At 67.1% G+C, this 24,343-nt stretch carries 22 protein-coding genes, 1 tRNA gene and 1 other RNA gene; 10 read left to right on the top strand and 14 right to left on the bottom strand.

Going from position 1 to position 24,343, the window contains the following annotated elements:
• Both ACF3NP_RS01885 and ACF3NP_RS01880 read right to left on the bottom strand, forming a co-directional pair.
• A complete protein-coding gene (locus ACF3NP_RS01885; protein WP_392398884.1) occupies positions 1-3,018 on the bottom strand; it encodes a bifunctional [glutamine synthetase] adenylyltransferase/[glutamine synthetase]-adenylyl-L-tyrosine phosphorylase in 3,018 nt (1,005 codons plus the stop codon).
• Complete coding sequence (locus ACF3NP_RS01880) at positions 3,015-4,349, bottom strand: glutamine synthetase family protein (RefSeq protein ID WP_181888789.1); 1,335 nt, start codon at positions 4,347-4,349, stop codon at positions 3,015-3,017. Before ACF3NP_RS01880 ends, ACF3NP_RS01885 begins: the two co-directional genes overlap by 4 nt.
• 83 nt (positions 4,350-4,432) lie before the next feature.
• Between ACF3NP_RS01880 and ACF3NP_RS01875 the strand changes: the two genes are divergently transcribed.
• The gene (locus ACF3NP_RS01875) at positions 4,433-6,007 is read left to right on the top strand and encodes a CYTH and CHAD domain-containing protein (RefSeq protein WP_181888790.1); all 1,575 of its coding nucleotides are present in this window, start codon (positions 4,433-4,435) and stop codon (positions 6,005-6,007) included.
• A 12-nt stretch (positions 6,008-6,019) separates the two neighbouring features.
• Here ACF3NP_RS01875 and ACF3NP_RS01870 read toward each other — a convergent pair whose 3' ends face one another.
• Positions 6,020-6,226 carry a hypothetical protein gene (locus ACF3NP_RS01870; RefSeq protein WP_181888791.1) on the bottom strand — a complete coding sequence of 69 codons (207 nt, stop codon included), beginning with the start codon at positions 6,224-6,226 and terminating at the stop codon, positions 6,020-6,022.
• 82 nt (positions 6,227-6,308) lie between these two features.
• Between ACF3NP_RS01870 and ACF3NP_RS01865 the strand changes: the two genes are divergently transcribed.
• On the top strand, positions 6,309-7,469 hold the full coding sequence (locus ACF3NP_RS01865; RefSeq protein WP_392398883.1) for a galactokinase family protein: 1,161 nt from the start codon (positions 6,309-6,311) through the stop codon (positions 7,467-7,469).
• 10 nt (positions 7,470-7,479) lie between these two features.
• On the opposite strand, the gene ACF3NP_RS01860 is transcribed toward ACF3NP_RS01865, so the two are convergent.
• From ACF3NP_RS01860 to ACF3NP_RS01840, 5 genes are all read right to left on the bottom strand, one after another.
• On the bottom strand, positions 7,480-8,865 hold the full coding sequence (locus ACF3NP_RS01860; protein WP_181888793.1) for an RNB domain-containing ribonuclease: 1,386 nt from the start codon (positions 8,863-8,865) through the stop codon (positions 7,480-7,482).
• Positions 8,866-8,891: 26 nt separating this feature from the next.
• Positions 8,892-9,284, bottom strand: an RNA gene (rnpB, locus tag ACF3NP_RS01855) — RNase P RNA component class A.
• A 184-nt stretch (positions 9,285-9,468) separates the two neighbouring features.
• The gene (locus ACF3NP_RS01850) at positions 9,469-10,611 is read right to left on the bottom strand and encodes a bifunctional RNase H/acid phosphatase (protein ID WP_181888794.1); all 1,143 of its coding nucleotides are present in this window, start codon (positions 10,609-10,611) and stop codon (positions 9,469-9,471) included.
• Positions 10,612-11,301 carry a zinc ribbon domain-containing protein gene (locus ACF3NP_RS01845; RefSeq protein WP_181888795.1) on the bottom strand — a complete coding sequence of 230 codons (690 nt, stop codon included), beginning with the start codon at positions 11,299-11,301 and terminating at the stop codon, positions 10,612-10,614.
• A gap of 9 nt (positions 11,302-11,310) precedes the next feature.
• Positions 11,311-12,444: a Nif3-like dinuclear metal center hexameric protein gene (locus tag ACF3NP_RS01840; protein WP_181888796.1), complete on the bottom strand. Its 1,134-nt coding sequence runs from the start codon at positions 12,442-12,444 to the stop codon at positions 11,311-11,313.
• Between the two features lie 36 nt (positions 12,445-12,480).
• Between ACF3NP_RS01840 and ACF3NP_RS01835 the strand changes: the two genes are divergently transcribed.
• The 5 genes from ACF3NP_RS01835 to ACF3NP_RS01815 all read left to right on the top strand — a co-directional run bounded on the left by ACF3NP_RS01835 (position 12,481) and on the right by ACF3NP_RS01815 (position 15,347).
• The gene (locus tag ACF3NP_RS01835) at positions 12,481-13,113 is read left to right on the top strand and encodes an HAD-IA family hydrolase (RefSeq protein ID WP_181888797.1); all 633 of its coding nucleotides are present in this window, start codon (positions 12,481-12,483) and stop codon (positions 13,111-13,113) included.
• On the top strand, positions 13,103-13,579 hold the full coding sequence (locus ACF3NP_RS01830; RefSeq protein ID WP_181888798.1) for a low molecular weight phosphotyrosine protein phosphatase: 477 nt from the start codon (positions 13,103-13,105) through the stop codon (positions 13,577-13,579). Before ACF3NP_RS01835 ends, ACF3NP_RS01830 begins: the two co-directional genes overlap by 11 nt.
• Before the next feature lie 6 nt (positions 13,580-13,585).
• Complete coding sequence (locus tag ACF3NP_RS01825; protein ID WP_392398882.1) at positions 13,586-14,512, top strand: SURF1 family cytochrome oxidase biogenesis protein; 927 nt, start codon at positions 13,586-13,588, stop codon at positions 14,510-14,512.
• Between the two features lie 26 nt (positions 14,513-14,538).
• Positions 14,539-14,967 (top strand): hypothetical protein, encoded by a 429-nt coding sequence (locus tag ACF3NP_RS01820; RefSeq protein WP_181888799.1) that lies wholly within the window; start codon positions 14,539-14,541, stop codon positions 14,965-14,967.
• Positions 14,968-15,271: 304 nt separating this feature from the next.
• Positions 15,272-15,347: transfer RNA gene (locus ACF3NP_RS01815), tRNA-Val, on the top strand.
• Positions 15,348-15,442: 95 nt separating this feature from the next.
• Here ACF3NP_RS01815 and ACF3NP_RS01810 read toward each other — a convergent pair.
• Positions 15,443-15,853: a DUF3052 domain-containing protein gene (locus ACF3NP_RS01810; protein ID WP_236883413.1), complete on the bottom strand. Its 411-nt coding sequence runs from the start codon at positions 15,851-15,853 to the stop codon at positions 15,443-15,445.
• 199 nt (positions 15,854-16,052) lie between these two features.
• On the opposite strand from ACF3NP_RS01810, the gene aceE reads away from it, so the two are divergent.
• Positions 16,053-18,848 (top strand): pyruvate dehydrogenase (acetyl-transferring), homodimeric type, encoded by a 2,796-nt coding sequence (aceE, locus tag ACF3NP_RS01805; RefSeq protein WP_181888801.1) that lies wholly within the window; start codon positions 16,053-16,055, stop codon positions 18,846-18,848.
• Between the two features lie 369 nt (positions 18,849-19,217).
• Here aceE and ACF3NP_RS01800 read toward each other — a convergent pair whose 3' ends face one another.
• Entirely contained in the window at positions 19,218-20,099 is an 882-nt protein-coding gene (locus tag ACF3NP_RS01800; protein ID WP_181888802.1) for a YPDG domain-containing protein, read from the bottom strand.
• 17 nt (positions 20,100-20,116) lie between these two features.
• Here ACF3NP_RS01800 and ACF3NP_RS01795 point away from each other — a divergent pair, with 17 nt between their 5' ends.
• On the top strand, positions 20,117-20,413 hold the full coding sequence (locus ACF3NP_RS01795) for an acyl carrier protein (RefSeq protein WP_181888803.1): 297 nt from the start codon (positions 20,117-20,119) through the stop codon (positions 20,411-20,413).
• Positions 20,410-21,210 (top strand): HAD-IIA family hydrolase, encoded by an 801-nt coding sequence (locus ACF3NP_RS01790; protein ID WP_181888804.1) that lies wholly within the window; start codon positions 20,410-20,412, stop codon positions 21,208-21,210. The genes ACF3NP_RS01795 and ACF3NP_RS01790 overlap by 4 nt, the downstream gene beginning before the upstream one ends.
• Before the next feature lie 13 nt (positions 21,211-21,223).
• On the opposite strand, the gene ACF3NP_RS01785 is transcribed toward ACF3NP_RS01790, so the two are convergent.
• Genes ACF3NP_RS01785 through ACF3NP_RS01770 form a run of 4 tightly spaced genes read right to left on the bottom strand, consistent with a single transcriptional unit; the run spans position 21,224 to position 23,973 of the window.
• Complete coding sequence (locus tag ACF3NP_RS01785; RefSeq protein ID WP_311390033.1) at positions 21,224-21,574, bottom strand: hypothetical protein; 351 nt, start codon at positions 21,572-21,574, stop codon at positions 21,224-21,226.
• A gap of 10 nt (positions 21,575-21,584) precedes the next feature.
• Complete coding sequence (locus tag ACF3NP_RS01780) at positions 21,585-22,229, bottom strand: nucleotidyltransferase domain-containing protein (protein WP_392398881.1); 645 nt, start codon at positions 22,227-22,229, stop codon at positions 21,585-21,587.
• Between the two features lie 39 nt (positions 22,230-22,268).
• Complete coding sequence (locus tag ACF3NP_RS01775; RefSeq protein ID WP_181888807.1) at positions 22,269-23,663, bottom strand: NAD-dependent succinate-semialdehyde dehydrogenase; 1,395 nt, start codon at positions 23,661-23,663, stop codon at positions 22,269-22,271.
• Positions 23,653-23,973 carry a hypothetical protein gene (locus tag ACF3NP_RS01770; RefSeq protein ID WP_181888808.1) on the bottom strand — a complete coding sequence of 107 codons (321 nt, stop codon included), beginning with the start codon at positions 23,971-23,973 and terminating at the stop codon, positions 23,653-23,655. Before ACF3NP_RS01770 ends, ACF3NP_RS01775 begins: the two co-directional genes overlap by 11 nt.
• Between the last annotated feature and the right edge of the window lie 370 nt (positions 23,974-24,343).

Below are 24,343 nucleotides of genomic sequence, written 5' to 3'. Positions count from 1 at the left end.
CTAATCGAACTCGTGCGACGGCACCTCTCCCCAGAACACCTCCTCGACCACCTTGTGGGCGTGGCGGGTGATGCGCAGGTAGTCCTCTAAGAACTCCTGCTGGTCGTCGGGGTCGTAGCCGGCCGAGCCCGCGACCTGCGCGAGCTGCGGGCCCGGCGCGGGAAGTTGGTCGGTGCGCTTGCCGGTCACGAGCACGATGGCGTTGCGGGCGCGGGTGGCGGTGAGCCACGCGGTGCGCAGTATCTCGGCGTGCGAGCCACGGATGACGGACGGGTCGTCGAGCTCGACGAGGAAGTCCAGCGCGTCGAGGGTGGACGGGGTGCGCAGCTCCTCGTGGGTGTGGGCGTGCTGCATGGTCAATAGCTGCACGGTCCACTCGACGTCCGCGAGCGCGCCGCGGCCGAGCTTGGTGTGGGTGGCGCGGTCGGCGCCGCGGGGCAGGCGCTCGTTGTCCACGCGGGCTTTGATGCGGCGGATCTCGCGGATGTCGGAAGGCTTGGCGCCGCCGGCTGGGTAGCGGAAGGCGTCGATGGCCTCCAAAAACGCGTCGCCCACGCCGCGGTCCCCGGCGACGACGGCCGCGCGCAGCAGCGCCTGGCGCTCCCAGACCTCGCCCCACTCGCGGTAGTAGCGCTCGTAGCTGGCGATGGTGCGCACCACCGCGCCGGAGCGGCCCTCGGGGCGCAGGCCCAGATCCACCTCGAGGGGCGGGTCGCCGGAGGGCTTGGACAGGCGGGCGCGCATCTGGTCGACGATTTTCGCCGCCCACGCGATCGCGTCGCTTCCTCCGTCGGACCCCTCGCTCGGCTCGGCGACGATCATCACGTCGGCGTCGGAGCCGTAGCCGAGTTCGGCGCCGCCGAGGCGGCCCATGCCGATGACGGCGATGCGGGCGGGAGGCTCGTCGTAAGGCGAGGATGCGAGATCGGCGTACACCTCGGCGCGAAGTGCGGCCTCAAGCACGGCCTCCCACACGTAGGTCAGCTCGAGGCAGACCTGGCGCGGCTCCATGAAGCCGAGCAGGTCGGCGGACGCGATGCGGGCGAGCTCCGCGCGGCGCAGGGAGCGCGCCACGGCGACGGCCTTGTCCGGGTCGGCCTGGTGGCGCTTGGCGGAGGCGAGGATGGCTTTGTGGACCTGGTCGGGGGCGGCGTCGAGCAGCCGGGGGCCGTTGGAGCCGTCGCCGAGGAGTTTGACCACGTCGGGCGCGGAAATGATGAGGTCGGAGGCGTACGGCGAGGTGCCCAGGATATGCATGAGGCGTTGCGACGCCACGCCCTCGTCGCGCAGCATGCGGAGAAACCAGCTGCGGTCCACGGCGGCGTCCGAAAGCTTGCGGTAGTTCAACAGCCCCTGGCCGGGGTCGGCGGTGTCCGCGAGCCAGTGCATCAGCGACGGCAGCAGGATCGCCTGCAGCTTGGCCTTGCGCGAGGTGCCCTTGACCAGCGCGGAGAGGTGGTCGAAGGCGCGCGCCGGGTGGCGGTAGCCGAGCGCGGCGAGCTGGGCTTTCACCGCGTCGGCGGAGAGGGTGGCCTCGCCGACGGACATGTCGGCCACCGCGCCGAGCAGCGGGCGGTAGAACAGCCGCTCGTGCAGGTCGGAGACGTCGCGGCGCACGCGTTTGAGCTCGCGGTACATCGCGTCCGGGGCGGTGCCGCGGTGGTTGGCGGTGAACCCGGCGGCGCGGGCGAGCCAGCGGTTGCGCTTTTCGTCGTCCGGCTCGGGCAGCTGGTGGGTGCGTTTGAAGCGCTGCAGCTGCAGCCGGTGTTCCAACAGGCGCAAAAACTCGTAGGCCTCGGTGAGCACGCGCGCGTCGTCGCGGCCGACGTATCCGGCCTTAGCCAGGGCAGTGAGTGCCTCCAAGGTGTTGCGGGCGCGCAGGGTGTCGTCGATGCGCCCGTGCACGAGTTGCAGAAGCTGCACGGCGAACTCGACGTCGCGAAGCCCGCCGGGCCCGAGTTTCAGCTCGCGGCGTCGCACCTCGGCCGGGACGTTTTCCAACACGCGCCGGCGCATTGCCTGGACGTCCTCGACGAAGGAGTCGCGCTGGGAGGCCTCCCACACCAGCGGCGCGATCGCCTCGGAGTACGCCCGCCCCAACTCCATGGTCCCGGTCTGCGGCCGCGCCTTCAGAAGCGCCTGGAACTCCCAGGTCTCGGCCCATTTCCGGTAGTACGCCTGGTGCGATTCCAGCGTGCGCACCAGCGCGCCGGAGGCGCCTTCCGGCCGCAGGTTCGCGTCCACGTCGAAAAAGCACGCGGAGCCGATGCGCATCATCTCCGCGGCCACGCGCGTGATCTTCGGCGAGGCGGGCTCGGCCACGAACACCACGTCGACGTCGGAGATGTAGTTCAACTCGCCGGCGCCGCACTTGCCCATGGCGATCACGGCTAGCTGCGCGTCCGGTTCCTCGTCGCCGTAGACGTCGCGCACCGCCACCGCGAGCGCGGCCGTCAGCGCCGCGTCCGCGAGCCAGGTGAGCCGCTCGGTGGTGTAGCTGTAGCTCATGGATTCGCCCTCGCCGTAGCCCTTGACCGCGGCGAACGTGCCGGCGAGGTCGGCGGCGGCGATGCGCATCACCAGGTCGCGGTGGGTGGCGCGGAGCTTTTGCTTAGCGACGTGAACTTCGCCTTCCCCCGCCTTATACAACCCCGGACCGTCAGCGTCGACCCCCACGGCGGAAAGCATGGTGCGGTACAGCTCAGCCTCGTCCGGTAAGTCCTCGAGCAGCAGACGCCACTGCTGCGGGTGCGCAATCAGGTGGTCCGACAGCGCGGTGGATCCGCCCAGCAGCGCGAACAACCGGGTGCGGAAGACGGGAAAGTCGCGCAGCGCCTCGAGCAGCTGCGCCCAGCCGCTTCCAAGCGCGTCAAAGAGCCGGTGGGCGTTGTTGAGCGCCAGGTCCGGGTCGCTTGCGCCGGCGAGGGTGTAGAGCGAAGCTTCGTCGATAAGCGAAAGCTCCTCGATGTCCTCTGCTGCGCGCGGGCTGGTCAGTCCGAGCTTAGCGGGTGAAATCACAGGTCAATCCCCGTATCGATCTCCCAGGGTGTGATCTGGGCGGTGTAGTCGTGCCACTCGTCCCACTTGGCGCGCAGGAAGAACTCGAAGACCTGCTCGCCGAGGACCTCGGCCATAAACTCGGAGCGCTCCATCTGGCGCAGCGCCTGGTCCAGCGAGTTGGGCAGGTCCCGGTAGCCCATGGCGCGGCGCTCGCGGCGGGTTAGGGCGAACACGTCGTCGCGGGCGGGCTCATCCAGCTCGTAGCCCTCTTCGATGCCCTTCAGGCCTGCGGCGAGCACTGCAGCGAACGCCAGGTAGGGGTTGCACGCCGAGTCCAGCGAGCGCACCTCCGCCCGGCGCGAATCCGCCTTGTGCAGGCGGTAGGTGGGCACGCGCACCATGGCGGAGCGGTTGGAAATACCCCAGGTGGCGGCGGTGGGCGCCTCGGAGCCGAACTGCAGGCGCTTATACGAGTTGACCCACTGGTTGGTCACCGCGGAGATCTCGCCCGCGTGCTCGATGATACCGGCGATGAACTGGCGGCCGGTTTTGGACAGGCTGATCTCGTCGTCCGGGTCGTGGAAGGCGTTGGTGTCGCCCTCGAACAGGGAGAAGTGGGTGTGCATTGCCGAGCCCTCGAGGTCCTTGAACGGCTTGGGCATGAACGTGGCGTGCACGCCGTTCATCTCCGCGACGGTCTTCACGATGTAGCGGAAGGTGACAATGTTGTCGGCCATGGTCAGCGCGTCGGTGTGGCGCAGGTCGATCTCCTGCTGGCCCGGCGAGCCCTCGTGGTGGGAAAACTCGGTGACAATACCCATGTACTCCAAGGCGGAGACGGCCATGCGGCGCAACTTCGGCGCCTCGTTGCGTTTGGCCTGGTCGAAGTAGCCGCCCTTGTCCGCCGGGGTGGGCGGCTGGTCGCCCTGGCCGGGTTTGACCACGTAGAACTCGATCTCCGGGCTGGCCACGAACTCGAAGCCCATGTCGCGGGCGTTGGTGATCTGGCGGCGCAGCACCTGGCGCGGGTCGGCGAAAAGCGGGTCGCCGTCGGGCATGGTGATGTCGCAGAACATGCGCGCGGTTTGCAGGCCCGCCTCTTCGTCGAACGGCAACGGCTGGTACGTCGACGGGTCGGGGCGCAACAGGGTGTCGGACTCGGAGACGCGGGAAAACCCCTCGATGGAGGAGCCGTCGAAGCCCACGCCCTCCTCGAAGGCGCTTTCCAGCTCCGCCGGCGACATCATCACGGTTTTCAGCGAGCCGAAGATGTCGGTGAACCAGAGGCGGATGAAGGCGATGTCCTGCTGCTCCACCATTCGCAGCACGTTGTCGGTTTGGGCGCTCATGCTGCTCAACTGTAGCGGGCCTTTGGACGTCGATAGGCAGGCTAAGCTTGGTAGCAACAAACCATTGAAGGAGGACAACGATCATGGCTGCACAAGCACCCGAGCAGTTCCTCGAGGTGGAAATCAAACTCGCGGTGGACGAGGGCACCGGCATGCCGGACCTGACGCAACTGCCCGGCGTGGAGGAGATTGCGAGCATGCGCGAGCACAACCTCTCCGCCGTGTACTACGACACGAAGGATCTGCGCCTGACGCGATCCAAGATCACGCTACGCCGCCGCACCGGCGGGGCGGATGACGGCTGGCACCTGAAGTTGCCGAAGGAGGGCGGCCGCAACGAGGTGCGGATGCCTCTCGACGACCCTTCGGCCGTGCCCGAGGAACTTTTGGCCCAGGTGCGCTCGATTGTGCGCACCGAGGAGCTGGCGCCGGTGGCGCAGGTGGACAACCGCCGGGTTGAGATTTTGCTTTCCGGCGCCGAAGGCGCTGTCGCGGAGTTCTGCGACGACCACGTCACCGCCTGGTCGCTGCTTCCCGGCGGCGAGCGCACCAATTGGCGCGAGTGGGAGCTCGAGCTGGCCGAGGCGCTCGCCGGCACCGAGGCGGGCGAGACGCTGATTAACCAGGGCACGAGCTTTTTGATCTCGGCGGGCGCGCGCAAGTCGTCCTCGCCGTCGAAGCTGGCCACCGCGTTGGGCGATTCGGTGAAGACCGCTCCCCTGCCGCCGCACATGCAGGCAGAGCTTGAGGCGGACTCCCCAGCCGCCGCCGTGGTGGATTCCCTGCGCAAGCAGCGCGACGCCATCGTTTCGTGGGAGCCGCGCGTGCGCGCCGACGAGTACGACTCGGTGCACCAGCTGCGCGTGGCAACCCGCGAGATGCGCTCCCTGCTGGAGACGTTCGAGGGTGTTTTGGAGGGCGAGCAGCTCGGCGCGCTTGAAGACGAGCTCAAGCACGCCGCCGGCGTTTTGGGCGTGGCCCGCGACGCCGAGGTGGTGGAAGAGCGCTTCTTAGAGCTGTTGGATTCGGACGAGTCCGGGCTGGTGGACGACGCCGCCCGCGCGCACATCGCCGGCGATATGCGCCGCGACTACAACGAGGCCCACGCCGAGATCGTGGCCATGCTCGACTCGCAGCGCTTCATGGATCTGCTGGACGCGATCGATGGGTTGTTGGCCGAGCCGCCCGTCGCAAAGCAAGAGGTGTCTGAGGACACCCCGGCGGAGTCGAAGGAGGTCCTCTACGACCACCTGAAACGCGGCTACAAGAAGCTGAAGAAGCGCCACGACAAGGTCGACGAGCACTACCACGACACCGACCTGCCGCTGCACGAGCGCGAAGACTACGTCCACGACGTGCGCAAGGCCGCGAAGAAGCTGCGGTACTCCGCCAACGCCGCGGCCGACGCCGGGTTGAAGGCGGGGCGGCTGGCGAAGGCGTGCAAGGCGCTTCAATCCAAGCTGGGCGATTTCCAGGACGCCGTGACCTCGCGCGACCGCATCCAGCGGCTTGCCGAGGAGGCCCGCGAGCGCGGCGAGGACACCTTCGCCTACGGCATGCTCTACCAGCGCGAACTCGACCGCGGGGAGCAGGCTTTAAGCGGTTACGACGAGGCCGTGCGCGAGGTGCGCAAGGCGTTTAAGAAGATCAAGCCGTAGTTCCTCGGCGGGCTACTTCTCCCAGGACGGGGCCTCGCCCCAGTTGTCGTCCGCCTCGTCCTGGTTGTCGGCGCTCTTGTTGCGCTGCGCGGCAATCTGCAGCGCGGACTCGGCCTCCTCGCGGGTGGCGTAGGGGCCCATGCGGTTGTCCCAGGCGGCTTCCTTGCCCTGGGTGACCTCGCCGGTGGACGGGTTGTAGTAGAACTGCTCGTCTGCCATTTTCGTTCCTTTCGTGGTTTGTTTACCCGTCCGACTGTACCGGGGCGGTTGGTAGTGTGGTGGCGGTTAAAAGGAGCGTGACATGGCATTGTTTGAAACCCCCTCCAAGTCCCCTGTGGAGCGCGTTAGCGCAGCGTCTGGGCGTGTCGCATCCGCGCCGGGCACGTGGGTGCTCATCGGTGAAAACGTCGACCACTTCGGCGGCGTGACCCTGGCCGGCACCGCGTCGCTGCGCGCGGCCGCGTCGGTACACCCGCGTTCGGACGGCGTGATCTCTATTGCAGCCAACGGCCCGCTCGGCCAGGAGTTTAAGGCACAATTGCCTTACGACGACCAACCCGCCGACGGCCTCGCCCGCCGCTGGTGGGGGCTGGTGCACACGCTGGTGCAGCGCCAGGTGCTCTCCCGCGACACCGCTGGCGTGGACATCACCGTGGAATCCGACGTGCCGGTCGGCGCAGGTTTGGGCGCGCTGTACGCCGCCGACGCCGCGATCGCGCTGGCGCTGGCCGGCGAGCACGACGACGTGGACACCGCCCCGTTCCGTGCCCGGCTCGCGGAGATCTGTTCGCACGCCGTGGCCACCTACTCGTCGCTGCCGGTGCTGCGCGCCCGGCACTCGGTGGCGCTGCGCGGGGCCGAGGGCGTGTCGGTGGTGGATTACGCCGACGGCTCGTTGACCCAGGCGCCGCACCCCTCGCGCCACGGCGTGCGCGTGTTTTCCGTGTCCCAGGAGCTGGGCGTGCCGTTTACGCAGTCCCGCGAGGCGATCGCTGAGCGCCGCGCGTTCATCGACGCCGCCTGCTCCAACTTCGGCGTCTCCTCGCTGCGCCAGCTTCCCGACGCCCCCGGCCGCGCCGTCCAATGGGTCGAGGCCCGCCGCGCCGCGGGTGACTCGGACGCACCGGAGCCGGAGGCCGCGCGGCGCTGGGTGACGTTCTGCGAATCGGAGACGCTGCGCTCGCTTGCCGCGGCGAAGGCCCTACGTTCGCGCCGCGCCAACGAGCTGTTTACGCTGCTCAACTCGCCTTCTGAGGCCCACGACCTGGCTTCCCCCGATGCCCTGGTCGCCCTAGCCCGCAAGCGCGGCGCCGTCGCCGCCCGTCCTGCAGCCATCGGCACCTCCGACGCGGTGATCGCGTTCGTGCCGGTGCAGGAGGCCGACGCGTTCGCGGCGACGATGGCGCGCGAGTTCGAGGTGGTGGAGGTCGCCGCCGGCGAACCCGCCCGCCTCGAGGGGTAGGCGCGGGCCCCTAATCCGCGGGCCAGGCGAACCCGACCTCGCGCGCCGCTGGGTCCGCCCGCACGAGGGAGAACTTCGTCTCCTCGCCTTCCTCGGGCGCGCCCGCAGACGGCGCGAGCACCGGCGGGTCCACGATGAACACGCGCGCCGCGTCCTCCCCGCTCTTCAGCGTCACGCCGTCGAAGTTGTGGCCCACCCACGGCTCGAGCACCGTCGCCTCCGTTAGGTGCAGGCACGCCTTCTCCACGGTGTTGGCGAGCTGGGAGGACCGTCCCATCGTCTTGATGACCCGCGGGGCGTCGCGCTCGACCCACTCCGGCACGTCCTCACCGGCGCAGATGGCGAGGCAGACTTCGGTGGCGTAGCGGTCGATCAGCCGCCGCAGGGGCGCGGTGACGTGCGAGTAGAACCCGCCGATGCCGGCGTGCACCTCCGCCTGCTTCTCGGACAGGTCCACGTAGCCGGACCCGCGCAGCAGTTTCTGCGCCTCCCGCATCACCGCCATCCCGCGCGGGGTGTCGGCGTCCACGCCGGCCAAAAACTCGCCGATGTCGCCGGCGACCTCGTAGCCCAAGTTGCGTGCTTCTCGACGGAACTCCGCCTCGCCGCCCTCATCCGCCGGACCCAACGTGCGCAGGAAGCCCACCCCGGCGTCGACCATCATCCGTCCCGCCACCATGCCGGTGAGCAGCGAGATCTCCGAGTTGTAGTCCATGACCGGGTGGCGCGGCTCGATGACCAGCTCGAAGGTGTCGCCGTCGCCGACCACGCGCACCGACGGCAGGCGCAGGTTGATCGCGTGCCTGCGCAGCGAAGACTGCTGCCGCAACTGCCCGACCTCCTCCAACAGCGCAATCGACGGGTGCACCGTCCCTGCCTGCATGTCTTCGTGCACGCCCTCATAATCCAGCCGTGCCACGGAGCGCACCAGCGCGCGCTCGACGTGCGCGGAGTCGACCTCGCCACGCCCGTCCAGCTCGAAGGTCCAGAGCACGGCGGGCCGGTCCACGTCGGGAAGCAGTGAGGCAGAGCCCTCCGACAGCTCCTCCGGGTGCAGACGCGCGGGCTCGTCGGGCAGGTAGATGGTCTGGCCGCGCTCCAGCGACTCCGCCGCCACCGCAGAATCGGGATCCACGAACGCCGCCACATCCGCGATGGCGTAGCGCACCACGTAGCCGCCGCCGTCGCGCGCCTCGATGTGCACTGCCTGGTCCAGGTCTTTCGACCCGACGGGATCGATGGTGACCAGGGGCACGGAGCGGGCGTCGATACGCAACTGCGAAAAGCGGTCCCGAAGCTGCGAGGCTTCGGTGTGCAGCTCAGGCGCGAACGTTGTGCGCACGTCGAATTCGCGCGCGATCGAGCGGAAGTTCAGGGGCGCGGCGTAGAGCTTCATAAGCAGCCATCGTGCCACGAAAAGGGCGAATGAGTCGGCCTATGAGCCGGATTCTGTTCCCCTTGCGGGGCGGCGACCATCCATCTGGACCACCCATCGCTGGGCGCCTCAAGCAGCTACCTTCGGACTGGGCGGGCAGCCTACATCCGACGACCTCCGCCTTGCGACGGGGGCTCTTGCCTTGCTCCCGGTGGGGTTTACCTGGCCACCTACGTCACCGCAGATGCCGGTGCGCTCTTACCGCACCCTTTCACCCTGACCTCGTTGCCGAGGCGGTCTACTTTCTGTTGCACTTTCCCGCGGATCGCTCCGGGTTGCTGTTAGCAACCACCGTGCCCTGTGGAGTCCGGACTTTCCTCGACCCGCGCCTGTTCCATGGTTGGAGTGGTTCGCGGTGCCGCGGCCGCCCGGCCGGCTCATTCGCGAGGTACAGCATACGCTTTCCGCCGGTTGGAACGGAACTGCCGGGCATCGGTCGAGGATGCTTACCCCAGGATGCTTATCCCTCGAGAGCGTTGCCGAGTAATTCTCGCGGTTACTCGAGAAGTAAGCGTTTAGGAGTAAGCATCCTCCCCCGGTAAGCATCCTGGGGTAAGCATCTAGCTACCCGCGGTGGTGCGCGACGTCGTTGACGCAGCGCACCACGCCGAAGTCGCCGTAGTAGTCCACGACGCTGATGCTGGCCAGGTCGAGGAAAAGGTGCTTGAACAGCTCCGGCCCGGCGCCGAGGGCCTGGCGGACGAACGACTTCACCGGCGTCATGTGCGTGACCACCAGCACGTTCTGGCCCTCGTAGCGTTCCTGCAGCTTCGACCGCGTGCGCGTGACCCGGCGGTGCAACGCGGTCAGGGACTCGCCGCCCGGGGGCGCGTTGTTCGGCGAGGACTGCCACTCGTCGAACGCCGCCGAGTCCCGCGCCACGGCCTCGTCGCGGGTGAGCCCCTCGAAGTCGCCGAAGTCGATCTCGCGCAGCCCCTCCTCCACAACCACGTCGAGCCCCAACACGCCCGCGGCGATGCGGGCCGTGCCCTGCGCGCGGGCTTGCGGGGAGGCGACGACGGCGTCGATGCGCCCGAATCCCCGCAGCGCGTTGGCGGCCCGGCGCGCCTGGTCGCGGCCGGTGTCGGTCAGTTCGGGGTCTGCGGCGCCGGAAAAGCGCTGCTCAGCGGAGTGCTGGGTTTGCCCGTGCCGCAGCAGGATGAACCGGGTGCGCGGCGCGTCGGCGCCCGCCCAGTGCGCGGGGCTTGCGGTCTGGTGCGTTTGCTTCTCGACGTCCTCCGGTTCCCCCCGCTTCTCCCCCACCCACACGCCAGTGCCTTTGACGATGCCGGGTGCGTCGCCGCGGGCAGCGGCATCCATGGCCACGTTGGAAAGCTCGTCGGCCTTTTTGTTTTTCGCGCGGGGGACCCAGGTGTAGGTGACCTTCTCAAACGTCGACGCGAGGTCGCGCGCCTCCCGGGCCAGCTTCTGCATGTCCGGGTGCTTGATTTTCCAGCGGCCGGTCATCTGCTCGACCACCAGCTTGGAGTCCATGAACACGTCCACCCGCGTCGCCCCGACTTCACGGCAGGCCTCCAGGCCGCGCACCAGGCCGTAGTATTCGGCCACGTTGTTGGTGGATTTCTTGCCCACCACGTAGGCGATCTCGCCGAGGGTCTCCCCGTCAGCGTCGTAGACCACGGAGCCGGAACCGGCAACACCCGGGTTGCCGCGGGAGCCACCGTCGCAGTACATCTTGACGTGCATTTACGCCTCGTCGGTAACCGGGTTGACCCGCACCAGCAGCGTGCCGCAGTTCGGGCAGGTCGGCAGCGCGTCCTCCGGCTCGGCCAGCACCTCGGCGCGCTCGGCCGGAGGCAGCTGGATGAAGCAGCCGCCGCAGGCGCGGCCGTTGAACTTGGCGGCGCCAATCTCGTCGTAGGCCGTCAATACCTCGGCGGGCAACTGCGCACGCAGGGCTTCGACGTCAACGACCTCCTCGGACGGCAGGGCATCCACGGCGCGCTGGGCGGCCTCGACCTTGCGGTTGGCCTCGTCAACGCGGGCAGCGTGGACGTCGCGGTTGTTGCGCAGCGCCGCGATCTCGTTGTGCGCCTCCTTCAGCTCGGACAAAAGGTCCGCAATGCGGGACTTCGCGGCGTAGCGGTCGTGCTCGAGGTCCTTGCGGCGCTCCGGGTCGGTCTCGGCGGACAGCTGGCGCTTGTCGTCCAGCTCGCGCTTCTTCAGCTTCCGCTCGTCTTCCTGGATGCGCAGGATCTCCAGCTCCATGTCGTCGACTGCGAGTTGGGCTGCGGCGGAGGCGTCGGTCAGGCGCTTGCGCTCGTCGATAAGCTTTTGCAGCTCCTGCTCCTCGGGGCGCACGCGCGGCTGGGAAGACGCGGCGTCTGCCTGCGCGAGCTGCAGGAGGACGGGCTGCAGGTCTTTGGAAAGGTGCATCGTTTCTCCTTACTCGGGGTGCGCGGAGATGGTCCACGGGTCCGTGCGGATGTGCAGGATCTCGGTGTCCACGCTCAACGGAGCCACGATACTCTCCGCCTGCTCGGTCCAGGGAAACTCGCTGGCCCAGTGGGCGGTGTCGATCACGGCCGGCCCGCCTGCGCGCAGGTGCTCGTCCACGGGGTGGTGGCGCAGGTCGGAGGTGACGTAGACGTCCACGCCGAGCTTCGCCACATCTGCGAGGAAGCTGTCGCCGGAGCCAGAGGAGACCGCGACTTTCTGCACGATTTGGTCCGGGTCGCCGGCGGCGCGCACGCCCCACGCGGTCTCGGGCAGCGCGTTGGCGACCTGCTGGGTGAACTCGCGCAGCGTCATCGGTTCGGGCAGTTCTCCGATGCGCCCCAGGCCGGTCGCTTTATCGAGGTCGCTGGTGTCGGCCATCTGCACCACGTCGAACGCGGGTTCTTCGTAGGGGTGCGCTTCGCGCAGCTTCTCGACGATCCTCCGGCGGTCCCCCGCCCTGGCCACAAACTCGATCCGGATCTCGTCGCCCGTGTAGTGCGTGCCCACGGCCCCGTCGGTGGGGTTCGCGCCCTCGACGGGGGTGAACTCGCCGGTGCCTTCGACGGAGAAGGCGCACTCGCGGTAGTCGCCGATCGCGCCGGCGCCGACGCTGAAAAGCGCGCGCTTCAGGTCCGCGGCGGCGGCTGGCGGGACGTGCACGCCCCAGCGGTCGGTGGCGTCTAGGAGCACCGGCTTGATCGGGCGGCCGGGTGTGATGCCGACGAGCTCCGCCAGCTTGTCCGACACACCCGGGCGGGCCGAATCGGCGTTGGTGTGCGCGGCGAACAGCGCGCAGCCGCCGGCCAGCAGAGTGTGGATGACCTTGCCCTTCGGGGTGTTCGCCGCCACGGAGTGCACGCCGCGCAACAGCAGCGGGTGGTGCACGACCAGCAGCTGCGCACCTGCGGCGACGGCACGCTCGGCCACCTCCTGGGTGCAGTCGAGGGCGAAGGCAACCTTGGTCACCTTCGCATCCGGGTCGCCGCAGATCAGCCCCACCTGGTCCCAGCTCTCGGCAAGCGCGGGCGGGTAGGCCGCCTCGAGCGCGTCAACAACTGTCTGCACTGTTACGTCTGTCATGGCAGCCAGCCTACAAATTTGGAACAGTAGGCAGGTGTGAACGCCACTTTGCTTTTCGACGTCGACGGCACGCTGATCGACTCCTTCCCCGGCATCAGGCACGGCTTTCTCGTCGGGCTGGAGGCCGTTGGGTGGGACACGCCCAGCGAGGAATTCATCCGCCGCATCCCCGGCCCGCCCATGCCGGAGACGATGCGCTCGCTGGGCATGACTGCCGCGCAGGTCGAGCAGGCCATGGTCGCCTACTCGGACTACATGACCGGCGAGGGCTGGCAGCGCTTCGAGGTCTACCCCGGCATGGACGACCTGGTGCGGCGGTTGGCGGGTGAGGGCTACCGCGTGTGCACGGCGACGTCGAAAAGCGAACGCTTCGCCCGCGCCGCCCTTGAGCGCGCCGGGCTGCTGGAGCACATCGACTTCCTTGGCGCGGCGTCGAACGACGGGGTGCGCGCGAAGAAGGTCGACGTGATCCGGCACGTGCTGGAGGAGGCTACGCCCGAGCGCCCGCTGATGGTCGGCGACCGGTTGCACGACTTCGAGGGCGCGAAAACGTTCGGCATCCCGAGCGTGGCCATGACCTGGGGTTACGGTGCGGAAAATGAGTGGGAGTTGGCGGACTACGTGGCGCGCGACGCCGACGAGCTGGAAAGGATCATCCGTGAGTTCTAAATTGCACATCGACTTCGTCTGCACCGGCAACATCTGCCGCTCCCCAATGGCGGAGGTGATTGTGCGGGAGAAATTGGCGCAGGAGGGGCTTGCGGACGCGGTCACGGTGACGTCGTCAGGCATCGGCGGCTGGCACGTCGGGCAGAAAGCCGACGAGCGGGCGCGCGCCGAGCTGGCCGCCCACGGCTACGACGGCGAGGCGCACCGCGCGCAACAGTTCGGGTTTGAGCAGGAGCAAGCGGACCTGATTGTCGCGCTGGACACGAACCACGTCTCCGAGCTGGTCGCACGCGGCGTGGACGAGGACAAGGTGCGCCTCATCCGTTCGTTCGACCCCGCTGCTGAGGAAGGCGCCGGCGTGGCCGACCCCTACTACGGCGGGCCCCAGGGCTTCACCGTCGTGCGCGAGCAGATCGAGTCCGCAGCTGACGGCATTATTGCTTGGGTGCGCGAGCGACTAGACTGACCCGGCGTGAGCGCCAAGAATCAGACGTCGAAGCCGTGGTGGCGGCAGATGCTTACCCCCGGCTGGGTCATCGCGGCGCTACTCATCGGGGTGTTCTCCTACTACGCGTTTACGTTCCTGGCGCCGTGGCAGCTGGGCAAAAACGAAGCGCTGGTCGAGCGCAACGAGCACATCTCCGCCGCCTTCGAGCACGACCCGGAGCCGTTGTCCTCCCGCGTGGGTGCCGACGGCTCCCTGGGGGCGGACGCCGAGTGGTCCCGCGTGGTCGCCACCGGCCACTACACAGGTTCGGACGTGCTGCTGCGCCTGCGGCCCGTCGACGGCACACCCGCTTTCCAGGTCCTCACCCCGTTTGTGCTGGACGACGGTCGCGCGATCGTCGTCCACCGCGGCTGGGTGAAAGCCGAAAACTCCACCCAGGTGCCCGCCGTGGAGCCTGCGCCTTCCGGCGAGGTCACCCTCACCGGCCTGCTGCGCGCCGACGAAGGCGAGCACCCCAACCCGCCCATGCACGAGCAGGGTTACGACATGGTCTACTCTATCAGCCCCGCCCAGATCGGCTCGCTGACCGGCACCGATGTGGTCTCGCCGTACCTGCAGCTGCTCGGCGGCGAGCCGGGCGTGCTCGACCCGATCCCGCTGCCGCAGCTCGAAACGGGCAACCACCTGTCCTACGGGCTGCAGTGGATCCTGTTCGGCTTCGCCGCCCCCGCCGGCCTGATCTACTTCCTCTACGCCGACTCCCGCGAGCGGCGCCGCTTCGAGGCCGAGCAGGAGCAATTGCTTCTCGACGACACCCCCGCCGCCGGCAGCCCCGACCCGGATCCTTCTCCCGCTGTGCCCACTGTTTCCACTGCCCGGTCCCGCCAGCGTTACGGCTCCTCCCGCGCCAACCCGTGGGCCAAGGCCTACGATAAGGAAGAAGAACGCTAGCTTTCCTTGATCGTTGAAGGGGACGGATGTCTACCGCCGTGAATTCGACCGCCGACCAGCTCCACTCCGCCCTGTTCACCCTCGAATCCGCGGGTGTCGACCTCGCGGATGACATCGAGGTGGACGACATCGACGACGCCGTGGCCGACCAGCCAGTCTTGTTCCCCACCCGCCCGTTCGCGGTGTTGGCGCAGGTGGCGGGACTGTCAGACACCGACGAAGCTCTGTTCGCTCTCGCCCGCCCCGGCTCCCTGGAAACCCGCGCCGCCCGCGCCTGCGCCGCCGCCGGCGCCGAGCTCTGGAGCCTCGCCGTCGTCCCCGACGCCAAAGGCTCCACGACCGGCTCCGCCCGGGTGCAGTTCTCCGAGTGGGACGTCGCCGACGTGCCCTTCGACGGCCCCTCCCCCTGCTTCGAGCTAGCCATCCTCGCCGCCATCGAGTCCCGCGCGCTATAGCCCCGCACTGCCCGCGCTCCTCTGCTGGCGCCCCTGCCCAGGGTCTGTGGGCACCGAAACCCCGCCCCAGGCTAGATGCTTACTCCTAAACGCTTACTTCTCGACGAACCTCCGGCCGCGCCCGCCACTACACTCGAGAAGTAAGCATCCTCGGGTAAGCATCTAGGCCGGGTAAGCATCCTCGGGTAAGCATCTAGGCCCGGTAAGCATCCTGGGGTAAGCACCTAGGCCCAGATGAGCTGAGTTACCCAGCCAGCAGCAGTTTTCGCTTCCCGTAAAGGCTCTGCTACTCTGCTTGCTACGCGCGCCGTTAGCTCAGCTGGAAGAGCAACTGGTTTACACCCAGTAGGTCGGCGGTTCGAGCCCGTCATGGCGCACCAAATCAATGGTCCCGATCCGGCATTCCGGAACGGGACCATTCGCATTGCTGCCTAGCCCCGCGACGTGGCCAGCGCTGGCCAGAATCCGCCGACAGCTACCGGTTGCGGGGTGTGAGGCAGGAGCCCTGCCAGGCGCCGAAGCGGTCCGCCTTCGTCTGGATGAAGCCGGCGAGCTGGGCAGACTCGGCGATCTCGCTAGGCGGGACAACTCCGGTAGAGGCGGAGCCGGCGCCGGGGGTCATCAGCCAGATGCGGCCGCCGGGGCCGAGGCCGCGGGAGACGTCGACGAGATCGTCGACGAGGTCGCCGTCGCCGTCGCGGAACCAGAGGAGGATGGTGTCGCAGGGTTCGTCGGCGTCTTCGTCGAGAAGCTCGGCCCCGATGGCATCCTCGATGGCCTCCGAGATGGCGGAATCCGCGTCCTCGTCCCAGCCGATCTCCTGCACAACATCACCCGGTTTTACCCCCAGGCGGGATGCGTAGGTGTCCACTCCTGTGGCACTCAAATCTCCATGTCCTCCAAGTATCAAAATGGTGTGGTTTGGGCGATAGCTTAACGTCGAGAAGCAAAGAATGCTTGGAAACTCGTGATTAGTCTCACCAAAGGCCACCCGCTGTAAGAAAGCGCGCGCGTAAGCACGTATCCTTGGGGACGTATTGCCCGACTGAAGCCAGGAGGTTGAAGTGGCCCAGAAAGAGACCAAGATGGAAGACGCTCGCGTGAAGAACGCGTCCGAAGTTGACACCAACATTCTCTCGCTGCGCGAAGGCGTAGCGTCCTACCTGCACGACGCAGACCCGGAGGAAACCCAGGAATGGATGGACTCCCTCGACGGTCTGCTGGAGGAATCCGATCCGGAGCGCGCCCGCTACCTCATGCTGCGCCTGATCGAGCGCGCCAACGCCAAGCGCGTGCCGCTGCCGGCGCTGTCCTCGACCGACCTGGTCAACACCATCCCCACCAAGCTCGAGCCGGAATTCCCGGGCGACGAGCAGATTGAGAAGCGCTACCGCCGCTGGATGCGCTGGAACGCCGCAGTGATGGTGCACCGCGCGCAGCGCCCCGGCATCAAGGTCGGCGGACACATATCCACCTACGCCTCCGCAGCGGCGCTGTACGAGGTCGGCTTCAACCACTTCTTCAAGGGCAAGGACGCACCGCAGGGCGGCGACCAGGTCTTCTTCCAGGGCCACGCCTCCCCCGGCATGTACGCCCGCGCCTTCATGGAAGGCCGCCTGAGCGAAGACGACATGGACGGCTTCCGCCAGGAGCACTCCCGCAAGCAGGGCGGCCTGCCGTCCTACCCGCACCCGCACGGCATGCCGAACTTCTGGGAGTTCCCCACCGTGTCTATGGGCCTGGGCCCGATGAACGCGATCTACCAGGCACGCTTTAACAAGTACCTGCAGGACCGCGGCATCAAGGACACCGACCAGCAGCACGTCTGGGCATTCCTCGGCGACGGCGAGATGGACGAGCCGGAATCCCGCGGCCTGATCCAGATGGCCTCCCTGTACGGCCTGGACAACCTCACCTTCGTGATCAACTGCAACCTGCAGCGTCTCGACGGCCCGGTGCGCGGCAACGGCCAAATCGTCCAGGAGCTGGAGAGCTTCTTCGTCGGCGCAGGCTGGAACGTGATCAAGGTCGTGTGGGGCCGCGAGTGGGACGAGCTTTTGGAAAAGGATGAGGACGGCGCACTCGTCCACATCATGAACACCACCAAGGACGGCGACTACCAGACCTTCAAGGCCAACGACGGCGCCTACGTCCGCGAGCACTTCTTCGGCCGCGACGAGCGCACCAAGAAGCTCGTCGAGAACATGACCGACGAGGAGCTGTGGAACCTGCGCCGCGGCGGCCACGACTACCGCAAGGTCTACGCCGCCTACAAGCGCGCGCTGGAGACCAAGGGCAAGCCGACCGTCATCCTCGCCCACACCGTCAAGGGCTACGGCCTCGGCCACAACTTCGAGGGCCGCAACGCCACCCACCAGATGAAGAAGCTGACGCTGGAAGACCTCAAGCTCTTCCGCGACAAGCAGCAGATCCCCATCTCCGACGAAGAGCTGGAGAAGGACCCGTACCTGCCGCCGTACTACCACCCGGGCGAGGACGCCGAGGAAATCAAATACCTCAAGGCCCGCCGCGAGGAGCTCGGCGGCTACCTGCCGGAGCGCCGCGAGAAGTACACCCCGCTGGAACTGCCCGAGTTTGAAAAGACCTTCAAGGCGCTGTTCAAGGACTCCGGCAAGCAGGAAGTCGCCTCCACCATGGCGCTCGTGCGCACCTTCAAGGCGCTCATGCGCGACAAGGAGCTGGGCAAGCGCGTCGTCCCGATCATCCCGGACGAGGCCCGCACCTTCGGCCTGGACTCCTGGTTCCCCACCCTGGGCATCTACAACCCGAACGGCCAGAACTACGTGCCGGTGGACCACGACCTGCAGCTGTCCTACAAGGAAGCCACCGACGGCCAGATCCTGCACGAGGGCATCAACGAGGACGGCTCGTCGGCCTCCTTCATCGCCGCGGCGACGTCGTATGCCACCCACGGCGAGCCGATGATCCCGATGTACATCTTCTACTCGATGTTCGGCTTCCAGCGCACCGGCGACAACTTCTGGGCCGCCGGCGACCAGATGGGCCGCGGCTTCATCATCGGCGCCACCGCCGGCCGCACCACCCTGTTCGGTGAGGGCCTGCAGCACATGGACGGCCACTCCCCGATCCTGGCGTCCACCAACCCGGCCATTGTCTCGTACGACCCTGCGTTCGCCTACGAGATGCCGTACATCATCTCCAAGGGCATCGAGCGCATGTACGGCCAGGGCGCCGGCAAGGACGAGAACGTGATGTACTACATCACCGTCTACAACCAGCCGCACCACCAGCCGGCACGCCCGGAGAACCTGGACGTGGAGGGCCTGCACAAGGGCATCTACCTCTACGACGAGGGCAAGGACCTGGACAACAAGGTCTCCCTGCTGGCCTCCGGCGTGGGCATGCAGCAGGCGCTGCGCGCCCAGGAGATCCTGCAGGAGCAGTACAACGTCGGCGCCGCGATCTACTCCGTGACCTCCTGGACCGAGCTCGCCCGCGAGGGCCAGGCCAAAGCCGCCGAGCAGCTGCTCAACCCGGGCGAAGAGGTCGAGGAGGCGTTTGCCACCAAGCAGCTGAAGCAGACCTCCGGCCCGTACATCGCGACCTCGGACTTCGCTTCCGACCTGCAGGAGCAGATCCGCGCCTACGTCCCGGGCCAGTACATCGTGCTCGGCGCCGACGGCTTCGGCTTCGCCGACACCCGCGAGGGCGCCCGTCGCTTCTTCAACATCGACGCCGAGTCCATGGCCGTCGCCGCCCTGCTCGGCCTGGCCAACGAGGGCAAGATCGACCGTTCCGTGGCCGCCCAGGCAGCCAAGGACCTGAAGATCGACGACCCGACCGCCACCGCCGCCAAGACCGACGGCGAGGACAAGGGCGACGAGAACGCCGCTGAGTAGCTTGAGTTAGGGCCTTCTGCCTAGCGACGGAGGGGCGTTCCCGGTAGCGGAACGCCCCTTTTCGTGTGCCTTTTTGGGGTGGTTTTGGGCGGGGCTTGGGTGGTTCCTGACAGATTACGGCGGCCCTTTGTGCCGACCTGGGCCGATGGGGCCAGACTGACAGATTCCGCCGCGATGTGTCTGGGCCGCGCGTCCTCGTCTACCGGCACGCCTGGATTTGTTCACTACGTGATGAATCAACCCACCCCATTCAAACACCCAACCTGGGCAAAGTGAACAAACCACCGCTCAAATGAGGGGTTTGTTCACCTGCTAGCAGAACCCGAGTGAACAAATTTCCGGGGATGGCCCTGGGAGAGCCCGGGGCCCCTACATCTTGGGCAGGAACTGCTGCAGCTGTGGCCACGCGAAGGCGGCGGCGCTTACCAGCAGCGCCAGGATGCCGAAGACGAGAGCGGTCTTCTGCGCCGTGGACGACCCGTTAGAGCCGCCCTCTCCGCCCGGCGCCGGCGAGTCCTGATCCGGCTCCGCCGCCGGGGGTTCCGGAAGCTCCACACCGACACCGGAGTTGTCAATGCTGGTCCAAGTCTTGCGCTCCGACCCATCCGCAAACGTAGTGACTACCTCGAAGTTTGCGTCGCTGTAGGAGTCGGTCGGCACCGTCGCGGTGATGGTGCCCGTCTTCTGGTCGACGCTCCAGTCCCACCCCTCGCCGCCGGTGACCTTCCAACGAGCGTTCGTCGGCAGATCCAGCTGGTATTGGTTCTCCGGCGTCAAGGTCACGGTCTGGCCGGGGTTGGCGGTGACGCGGGCGTCGTAAAGCGGGTTGTAGTAGAACGCGTCGTCGGAGGTCAGCGTGACCTTCTGCGAATACAGCTCATTCGACCCGTCCGGGAACAAAACGCGGACCGAAAAGTCGATGACGTTTTCGCCGGGCTGCGGGGGTGTTTCCCTGGTGTAGTTGTTCAGCCTGACGCCGAGCGGCTTGTCCACAAATTCGGTTTCCCCGTTGAACAGCTGCGCCTTCTTCCGCAGCGTGTCCTCGCCGGTCTGCTTCCACTTCGTCCCCTCCGGCACACCGAGAAGCTCGTATTCGACGGTCTCCGAATACCCGTCCCCCGGCTTCACAGCCGCGTGCCGCGGCGCCGGATCGAAGTGCGGCGAATACTCGTCGGACATCGCGGCGGAGGCGGCGGGCGCGAGCAGGCCGGCGGCGACGACGACCACGGCCGGAAGTGCGAAGCGTTGCATGCGCTTATCATAACGGCATGGAACTTTCGCAGCGGTTGGACCTGAGCAACCTCGACCTCGCCGACGACACGGACGCCCAAGAGCAGGCGGAGGCGCGAGGCACGTTCGCGCGCATCGCGGAGCTCGTGGAGGACGTCTCCGGTGTGGACATTGAGCCCGGGACGAGGTTGGACGGGAGCGGGGTTTCGTCGTTAAGCCGCATTGAGCTCGCGGTTCGCATCGAGGAAGCATTTGGAGTGCCTATCGACGAGCACGTGTACGCCCAATGCACCACCGCCCAGGACCTCGCCGACTATGTGGAGGAGCACCAATGATTTCGTATCTGACCGACATGGACGGCGTGCTGCACCGCGAGGGTGAGATCATCCCCGGCGCCAAGGAGTTCATCGGCGCGCTGCGCAGCGAAGACATCGACTTTATGGTGCTGACCAACAACTCGATCCAGACGCCGCGCGACCTGTCGGCGAAGCTTATGCGCATGGGGCTGGACATCGAGCCGGAGCGCATCTGGACCTCCGCCACCGCGACGGCGAAGTTCCTCTCGCAGCAGGCGGGCGCGGCGTCGGCGTACGTCATCGGGGAAGCTGGCTTGACGACGGCTTTGCACGAAATCGGCTGGATCCTCACCGACGCGGACCCCGACTTTGTCGTGCTGGGCGAGACGCGCACCTATTCCTTTGAGGCACTGACCACCGCGTCGAACCTGATCCGGAACGGCTCGCGGTTCATCGCCACCAACCCGGACCTCACCGGCCCGGGGCCTGCGGGCGTGGTGCCGGCGACCGGGTCCGTGGCCGCCATGATCACCGCCGTGACCGGCATGAGCCCCTACTACGTGGGCAAACCCAACCCGGTGATGATGCGCTCGGCACTGAACAACATCGGCGCGCATTCGGAGAACACGGTGATGATCGGCGACCGCATGGACACCGATGTCAAGGCCGGCCTCGAGGCGGGCATGCGCACCGTGCTCGTGCGCAGCGGTATTTCCGACGACTCCGAGATCGCCAAATACCCATTCCGCCCCACAGCGGTGCTGGACTCCGTGGCGGACCTGGTGGAGCGCATCCGCGACCCGTTCGGCGACGGGTGCTACACGGACGGCGAGTAGCCGGGGCAGTTGCCTACGGGGCGAGCTGCCTCGCCCTTTCGACGAGCTGCCTCGCCAGCCGCGACGTCTGCTTGACCTGAACGTCGCTGAGCCCAACGTCGCTGTAGTTCGCCACCGTTTTGTTTTGCAGCACCGTGTTGAGCGCCTTCGCTGCGTCTTTTTCTCCAGCCAACTCGAGCATCCGCACCGCCTCGAGGTGATCAGCGGAACGGTTGTATTCACCGGTCAGCGCTCCGCAGATCACGTCCCCAGCGCCGATCGCTGCGTTGATGTAGCTCGAGATCACAGCGTTCGCTCCGAACTCGCCTTCGGCGAACTGCGCCAACTCCAGATGCTCTTCTACGCGGAGCATTCGCTTGCGCAAGACAGCGTTGTTAGCTTGCGCGGTCTTCCCCTTGCCCGCTCGTGGTGCCACGAATCCCCCTCAGAATCCCCCGAATTTCTCGCGGGTCACCGTATATGGTTTTGCCCTCGCCCGCTATGTTGTCGAGGATCGCGCCCGGGTTTTCCTGGCCGCGCGTCCACACGACAACATCGGCGGGCACCCCTGTCCAGGCTTCTACCTGCCGGGATAGCTCATAGGCTACGCTTTCCGCCTGCACCGCCGCGGACTCGTTGTCCACCAAAATGAGCAAATCAATGTCGCTGGAATCCCCCATCTCGCCCCGCGCAGCCGATCCGAAAAGTACGCACCCCGCCACGCTCACAGGCCAAGTATCCAGGGACTGCGCGATGCGGGAGTACAGCTCCTCGGTCGCGTGAGCAATTTCCCGGATCGCGCCAGCAAGCAGGTGTTGTTGATTCAGCGAGTACCCCCTCGCCTGCCCCAGCACCCGCTCAAGAACCACCCCGCTCCGGGCGAGCCGTTCCAAGCTACGACGCACGCTGGACAGAGACGGCCCCGCCACGAGACGGTGAACCTGTTGGGCGGTGAGCTCCACCGGCGCCCGGCCGAGCGAGAGCAGCACCGCCGCATCCGCATCTGAGCAGATGGCAGTGAACGGGTTCTGAAGCTTCATGGTGTCAATATTGACACGCTCGTTTCATTTTTGAAACAGCTACACCGCCGAGTCGGAGCCCGCGACGTAGTAGCGCTGGTGGTTGACAAACTCGTCCATGCCCAGCGGGCCGAGCTCGCGGCCCAGGCCGGACGCCTTCACGCCGCCGAACGGCAGCTCGGCGCCGCGGGCCTGCGGGATGTTCACGTGGATCATGCCGGTGTCGATCTTCGCGGCGACCTTCTTGGCGCGCTCGGCGTCCTCGGACATCACGGCGCCGCCGAGGCCGTAGCGGGAATCGTTGGCCAGCTCGATCGCTTCCTCCTCGGAGGACACCTTGTACACCTCGGCCACGGGCCCGAAGAACTCCTCGTAGTAGGAGTCGGAGCCGACCGGGATGTCGGTGATCACGGCCGGGGTGATGTAGGCGCCCTTGCCGGTGACCTCGCCGCCGACGCGCAGGTTCGCGCCGTCCTCCACGGCCAGGCGCAGCTGCTGCGCGAGTAGCTCCGCGGCGTCGCGGGAGGACAGCGGGTAGAACTCGTTGCCGTCGCCGGGGTTGAGCGGGTCGCCCTCGCTATACGACGACGCAAGGTCCACCAACGCCTGCACAAACTCGTCGTAAATGTCCTCCATGACGATCATGCGCTTGTTCGACGTGCAGGCCTGGCCCACGTTGCCGATGCGCTTGTTCCACGCGGTCTCCGCGGCGGCCTTGACATCGGAAGCATCCAGCACGACGTACGCGTCGGTGCCGCCGAGCTCGAGCACGCACTTCTTCAGCGCCTGGCCGGCCTGGGAGGCGATGGTGCGGCCGGCGCGCTCGGAGCCGGTCAGGGACACGCCCTGGACGCGGTCGTCGTTGATCAGCGTGGAGACCTGCGAGTGCTTGGCGTACAGGTTCGTGTACAGGCCCTTCGGCGCGCCCGCCTCGTCGAAGATCTTGGCAATCGCGGCGGCGGAGCGGGGGCAGATCTCGGCGTGCTTGACCATCACCACGTTGCCGGCCATCAGCGCCGGCGCTGCGAAGCGTGCGACCTGGTAGTACGGGAAGTTCCACGGCATGATGCCCAGGATCACGCCGAGCGGGACCTTGCGCATCACGGAGGTGCCGCCGCGCTGGTTCGGGATCTCCTCGTCGGCGCCGAACTCAGCGCCGTTGTCGGCGTAGTAGTTAAAGATCTCGACGACGTCGTTGATCTCGCCGTCGCCCTCCTTGACCGACTTGCCCATCTCTTCAGCGATGATGCGGGTCAGCTCGGCGCGTTGCTCGTCGAAAAGCTTCGCAACCTTGCGCAGCACCTCGGCGCGCTCGGAGAAGCTCTTCTCGCGCCACTGCTTGAACGTGTCGTTTGCGGTGGTCAGCGCGGTCTCGAGCGCGTCGTCGGTGATGAAGTCGAAGGACTCGACGATCTCGTTGTTCTTCGGGTTTTGTACGCGGTATTTAGTAGACATGCGGCCCATCGTAGGAGCGTGGCGTGAGGCTCGCCACAAAATTTTTCTCCCGCGAAAGGCGCTCCATGGCCTGCGCAAACGCCTCGATCTCCTCGCGCGTGGCGTAAATCGTCTCGCGGCACGAGTACGTGCGGTCCGCGCGCCGCTGCCAGCGGGTGAACCAGATTTCGCCGGGCGCGCCGTCGGGAAGCAAAAGCATCTGCTTCTCGACGCTCCGTCGCTCCCGCACCGGCATCCCCTCAACGCAGAATGTCCACGCGAGTCGGGTGCGCGGGGCGCGGCAGGTCGGTGCGGCCAGTGTTGTCGTCATTGGTGGGGACCCTTCTTGCGGGCGCCTGGTGGCGAAGGCCCGCATCGGTGGCGGCACACTCCGACCCCGGTGACTAGGCGGGATTGCCGCGGCGGGTGACTAGTCCGCGCGGCGGAGTGTGAGACGAGAGGTTCGTCTTCCCCAACGGCCTCTGATTTCTCTCGGCCGATATTGCTTCACACGAGTTGACTCGAGCAACCCTCAACCGCTGGTTGATCCCCCTATTTGCTCGAGCTTCGGTTGAGGTTGAGGGGCGGCGGGCACGCGTAGCCCGCACGTCAGGCCGCGAGCCCCTCTTGCCGCCCCGATCGCAAATGCCGATATCGGCGTTTACGCCTTCCGAGATGCGGCGACCTGGGCTTTTGCGGAG

Origin of the sequence: Corynebacterium lehmanniae (genome assembly GCF_043161975.1) — a bacterium.
Classification (GTDB): domain Bacteria; phylum Actinomycetota; class Actinomycetes; order Mycobacteriales; family Mycobacteriaceae; genus Corynebacterium; species Corynebacterium lehmanniae.
The sequence above is the reverse complement of the archived record's forward strand: the minus strand, read 5'-3'. Positions and strand labels throughout refer to the sequence as shown.